4 protein-coding genes are annotated in these 5,683 nt (G+C 69.8%); 2 read left to right on the top strand and 2 right to left on the bottom strand.

From position 1 onward, the window contains the following. Positions 1 to 19 precede the first annotated feature (19 nt). Positions 20 to 1,483 carry an aldehyde dehydrogenase gene (locus tag AC1DYX_RS26870; protein ID WP_477264575.1) on the top strand — a complete coding sequence of 488 codons (1,464 nt, stop codon included), beginning with the start codon at positions 20 to 22 and terminating at the stop codon, positions 1,481 to 1,483. 10 nt (positions 1,484 to 1,493) lie between these two features. Next, positions 1,494 to 3,365, top strand: coding sequence for a feruloyl-CoA synthase (locus AC1DYX_RS26865; protein WP_477264573.1), 1,872 nt, complete (start codon positions 1,494 to 1,496; stop codon positions 3,363 to 3,365). A 71-nt stretch (positions 3,366 to 3,436) separates the two neighbouring features. Here AC1DYX_RS26865 and AC1DYX_RS26860 read toward each other — a convergent pair whose 3' ends face one another. Both AC1DYX_RS26860 and AC1DYX_RS26855 read right to left on the bottom strand, forming a co-directional pair. Beyond that, positions 3,437 to 3,916: a MarR family winged helix-turn-helix transcriptional regulator gene (locus tag AC1DYX_RS26860; RefSeq protein WP_477264571.1), complete on the bottom strand. Its 480-nt coding sequence runs from the start codon at positions 3,914 to 3,916 to the stop codon at positions 3,437 to 3,439. A gap of 15 nt (positions 3,917 to 3,931) precedes the next feature. Next, a partial coding sequence (locus AC1DYX_RS26855) for a carboxylesterase/lipase family protein (RefSeq protein WP_477264569.1) occupies positions 3,932 to 5,683 on the bottom strand: 1,752 nt, incomplete at its 5' end.

Raw genomic sequence — 5,683 nt, 5'->3', positions numbered from 1 at the left:
GCCAACAAGGAGACCTCTGATGTACGAAACCGATCTGCTGATCGCCGGGCAGGCCCGCCCGGCATCCAATGGCGCAGTGTTCGAGCGGTGCAACCCCGCCACTGGCGGCGTTGCTCCGGCCACCGGCGCCGTCGCCACACTCGCCGCCGCCGCCACCCTCGACGATGTCGACGCCGCCGTCGGCGCCGCGCGCGACGCGTTTCCCGCCTGGTCCGCCATGGCGCCCGGCGCGCGCCGCACCCTGCTGCTGGGCGCGGCCGACGCACTGGAAGCCCTGCGCCCGCGCATCGTCGACGCCGCCGTCCGGGAAGCGGGCGGCGCGCCCGTCTGGTACCAGTTCAACGTGACGCTCGCCGCCAACATGCTGCGCGAAGCGGCCTCCATGACCACGCAGATCGCCGGCGAGGTGATCCCGTCCGACGTACCGGGTTCGCTCGCGCTGGGCGTGCGCCAGGCCTGCGGCGTCGTGGTCGGCATCGCGCCGTGGAATGCGCCCGTCATCCTCGGCACGCGTGCCGTCGCCATGCCGCTCGCCTGCGGCAATACCGTGGTGCTGAAGGCGTCCGAAYTGTGCCCGGCCGTGCATCGCCTGATCGCGCAGGCCTTCGTCGACGCCGGGTTTCCGCCCGGTGTCGTCAATTTCATCTCGAATGCGCCGGACGATGCGCCGCAGGTCGTCGAGCGCCTCGTCGCGCACCCGGCGGTCCGGCGCRTCAACTTCACGGGTTCCACGCGCGTGGGCCGCATCATCGCGAAGCTGGCCGCCGAGCACCTGAAGCCCGTGCTGCTGGAACTGGGCGGCAAGAATCCCATCGTCGTACTGGACGACGCCGATCTCGACGCGGCCGTCGACGCCGCCGCGTTCTCCGCCTTCTTCAACCAGGGCCAGATCTGCATGTCGGCCGACCGCATCATCGTCGACCGCAGGATCGCGTCCGCGTTCATCGACCGGCTGGCCGCGAAGACGGCCACCCTGCGCGCCGCGCCGGCCGATGCGCCGCTGGCCGGCATGATAGCCCCCGCTGCCGCCGGCCGCGTGGCCGCCATGCTGCAGGATGCGCGCGAGCGCGGTGCCACCGTCATCCAGACCGGCGGCCTGGAAGGCAATGTGCTGCAACCCGCCATCGTGGACGGCGTCACGCCGGACATGCGCGTCTACCAGGAGGAGTCGTTCGGCCCCATCGTCTCCGTGCTGCGCTTCGACACGGACGAGGAAGCCATCCGCCTTGCCAACGACAGCGAATACGGCCTGTCGTCGGCCGTGTTCTCGCGCGAYGTCGGCCGCGCCATGGCCGTCGCCCAGCGCATCGAATCGGGCATCTGCCACATCAACGGCCCGACCGTGCACGACGAAGCCCAGATGCCGTTCGGCGGCGTCAAGGGCAGCGGCTACGGACGCTTCGGCGGCAAGGCGGCGATTGCCGARTTCACGGACCTGCGCTGGATCACCGTGCAGACCGGTCCGCGCCATTATCCGATCTGAGGAGACCGGCATGCATGACCTGCAACCGGAGGGGAGGCGCCGTCCCGTCCTCCTCGGTCATCCGGAGATCCGCGCCTGGCGCGACGGCGACGTGTGGCATGTGGACGCCGTAACGCCGCTCGGACCGGTGCCCCGGCGCTGGACCGACCGTCTCGCCAGCGGGGCGGCCGCGCACCCGGAGCGTACGCTCGTCGCCCGGCGCGGCCCGGACGGCGGCTGGATTCGCATCGGCTATGCCGACATGCTGCGCCGCGCGCGCCACATCGGCCAGGCGTTGCGCGACCGCGGCCTGTCGGCGGAGCGGCCGCTCGCGATCCTGTCGGGGAACGACCTGGAACACTTCCAGCTGGCGCTGGGTGCCGCGTATGCCGGCATCCCGTATGCCCCGATCTCGCCCGCGTACTCGCTCGTCGCGACGGACTTCGGCAAGCTGCGCGACCTGATCGACCAGCTGACGCCGGGCGCCTTGTACGTGGCGGACGGCGSTCCGTACACGCCGGCGCTGGACGCCGTGCTGCCGCCTGGCGTGGAACTGATCCTCGGCGCCGGCGACTACCCGGGACGCGCCGCAACGCGGTTCGGGAGCCTGCTGGACACCGCCGTGCGCGACATCGACGCGGCCCATGACGCCGTAGGATYGGACACGATCCTGAAATTCCTGTTCACGTCCGGCTCGACGAAGAGGCCGAAGGCCGTGGTCACGACGCACGGCATGTTGGTCAGCAACCAGCAGATGCTGCTGCAGACCTTCGCGTTCCTTGCGGAGGCGCCGCCGGTGCTCGTCGACTGGCTCCCCTGGAACCACTGCTTCGGCGGCAGCCACAACGTGGGCATCGTGCTGTACAACGGCGGCACCTTGTACCTGGACGACGGCAAGCCGACGCCGAGGGAATTCGGCCAGACGCTCGCCAACATGCGCGAGATCGCACCGACCGTCTACTTCAACGTGCCGAAGGGCTTCGAGATGCTGACCGATGCGCTGGAACAGGACGCCGACCTGCGCACGACGTTCTTTTCGCGCGTCAAACTGTTCCTGTGCGCGGGCGCGGGCCTGTCGCAGGCCGCGTGGGACCGGCTCGACGCCGTCGCCCGCGCGCACTGCGGCGAGTCGATCCGCATCATGACGGGCCTGGGCATGACGGAGACGTCGCCGTCGTGCACGTTCGGCACGGGCGATGTCGTGCGCGCGGGCTATGTCGGCGTGCCGGCGCCGGGCTGCCGCGCGAAGCTCGTCCCCGTCGACGACAAGTTCGAGGCGCGCTTCGCCGGTCCGCACGTCATGCCCGGCTACTGGCGCGCGCCGCACCTGACGGCCGAGGCATTCGACGACGAGGGTTATTACCGCACGGGCGACGCGCTGCGCTTCTACGACGCGGCGCGGCCGGAACTGGGCTTCGTGTTCGACGGCCGCATCGCCGAGGATTTCAAGCTGTCGTCCGGGACCTTCGTCAGCGTCGGCCCGCTGCGCGCCCGCGTCATCAGCCTGGGCGCGCCTTACGTGATGGATGCCGTCGTCGCGGGCCTGAACCGCGAGACGATCGCGCTGCTCGTATTCCCGCGCATGGAGCATTGCCGCGCGCTGGCCGACCTGCCGGCGSACGCGGATGCGGCGCAGGTGCTGGCCAGTCCGCCCGTGCGCGCCATGTTCGCGCGGCTGCTGACGGACCTGAACGCGACGGCGAGCGGTTCGTCGAACCGGGTCGAGCGCCTGCTGCCGCTGGTCGAGCCGCCGTCGATCGACCACCGCGAGCTGACGGACAAGGGCTCCATCAACCAGGCGGCCGTGCTGGCCCGGCGCGCCGCGCTGGTCGACGACCTGTACGCCGACCGGGCCGGCCTCGCCATCCGGGCCGGCGCAGGCGCGATGCGCACGACGACCTGACCGGCCGGCGAACCGCCTGCGAACCGGCGGCAAGCCGGTCGCGGGCAGGCGCAGCGGTTGTCGACCGGAGGTCAGAGGAAGATTTTTTGCAGCAGGCGTAACAGTTCGGCGCGCTCCTCCCGGGTCAGCATGGAGGTCGCCTCGTGTTCGAGCTGATCGGCCGTCTTGTCGGCCCTGGCGCAGAGCGCACGGCCCTCGTCGGTCAATACCAGTACCTGCGAACGCTTGTCGGACGGATTGGGCCGGCGCTCCAGCAGGCCGCGCGCTTCCAGCCGTTCGAGCAAGGGGCCGAGGTTCGGCGGCGCGACGTTGATCGCCTGCGCCAGCCTCTTCGGGGTGATGCCGGGGTTGGTGTTGACCAGCGTGAGGGTCGTGTAATCCACCGGACGCAGGGCATATTTTTCCATGCGCTGGCTGAACAGCGCCGCGATGTTGAGAAAGGCGCGGCGACAGTTGTAGCCGACCAGTTCGAGCAGCATGCCCTGGTCGAGCGGCGCTTCGTCCGGAACGGCAACACGGGGGACGCGCTGGCGGGTGGTTTTGGTCGACATCGGTGTTGAAGGCCGTTACGGCCAGTGAGCCGGTCCCGGTTGGCCGATTGCCGCGCCGCAACAGCCGGCACGCCGCGCCGCAGTGGCGCTTTCCCCGAATACCGAATGCACGAACATGCGCACGCACAGCGCACACCGGCTGTCCGGATCGCCGTCGAACGCGGGATCGGCGGCCAGGCGGTTCGCCAGTTCATCGGTATCCGTGGCGTGCCCGATCATGCGTGTCCCGCCATCGGCCGAGGTATCGAAGACCATCGATTTCGGGGCGCCATCCTCCGGTGTCCAGGGCTTCCAGTCCGGCGCGGCATACCGGGTCCCGCGTCCCGGGGCGCCGTTGCGCGCGAACTGTGTCCAATAGTCCGCCATGGCGTCCGACACTTCGCGACGCCCCGGCAGGTTCTTCCGGGTGTTGCTGCGGAACGGGTCGAACTCGCCTTCCAGGTCGCGGAACACGAAGCTCATTTCGAGCACATGCGAGGCACCCAGCAGGACGCGTGGCCGGATCACGGGCACCGGCGGCTGCTCGTCCCAGTCGAAGCGATAGACCCAGACGGCGGGATGGCCGGATGCAACCATGCTGGCGGCCACGGCATCGACGCAGGCGGCCTTCCACAGCGTGGACAGGTAGGCCGCATCGCGGTTGTAGCGCTCGACGTCGCGGATGATGGGAATCTTGCCGAACAGCAGCTTCACGTAGGCGGGATTCTGCGAGAGGAACAGCTTGTATTCGTCGCGGTTGGCGCCGACGATGAGGGGCACGGCGTGGTAGCGCTTGCGGTCCGCGAACAGGTCGAGCAGCGGGGCGTCCGGCAGGACCGTACCGTCGCGCAGCAGGAGCGGGGCGGGATAGAAGCCGAGCGCGCCGGGCGTGATGGCCGACAGCAGCTCGGCTGGCGTCTTGCCGCGCACATAAGCGGCAAGCGCGCGTGGTGCCATGCGGGCGATGACGGCTTTGGCGTCTGCGCGATCGCGCGCCTTGCCGTCGCGTACCAGCCAGCGGCAGAGCAGTTCGCGCGAACTGTATTCGTGTCCGGGTTCGGCATCGTCGACGTAGTGACGCGCCTGCGCCAGCGTGTTCGTGGTCGTGAGCGGCGATTGTGCGATCGCCTTGTGGAACAGGCCCTTGGCGAGCGGACTGGCGAGCAACGAATAGACGTTCCATCCGCCGGCCGATTCACCCCAGATCGTGACGTTGTCCGGGTCGCCGCCGAAGGCCGCGATGTTGCGCTTCACCCACTTCAGGGCGGCGATCAGGTCGAGCGTGCCGAAATTGCCGGAACGATCTTCCGGCGTGTCGCCGTCCGCAGCCAGTTCCGCCAGGCTGAACCAGCCGAGTATGCCGAGCCGATAGTTCACCGAGACCACGATGACCTGATCATGTCCGGCGAGGTTGCGCACCATGCCGTAGGTGGCCGAGGTGCCGCAGGTGTTCGCGCCGCCGTGAATCCATACCATGACCGGCAGGCGCCCGGCGCCATGCGGCACCCGTGCCGGACTGAAGCGCGGCGCGAAGACGTTCAGCGTCAGGCAGTCTTCCGAACCGGCCGGCCGGCCCCATTCGCTTGCAGGTGCGTCGATGGTGATGCCGGCCGGCTGGCACGCGGGCGGCCCGAACTCGAGCGCGTGCCGGATGCCGTTCCAGGGCAGGGGCGGGCGCGGCGCTTTCCAGCGCAGGTCGCCCACGGGCGGCCGGGCATAAGGGATCCCGAGCCAGGCGTGCGTGTCGTGCCGGTCGGCCAGGCCGAGTACGCAGCCGCAGTCCAGGAT

The sequence above is a fragment of the Massilia sp. P2_C2 genome (genome assembly GCF_056404615.1).
The sequence above is the reverse complement of the archived record's forward strand: the minus strand, read 5'-3'. Positions and strand labels throughout refer to the sequence as shown.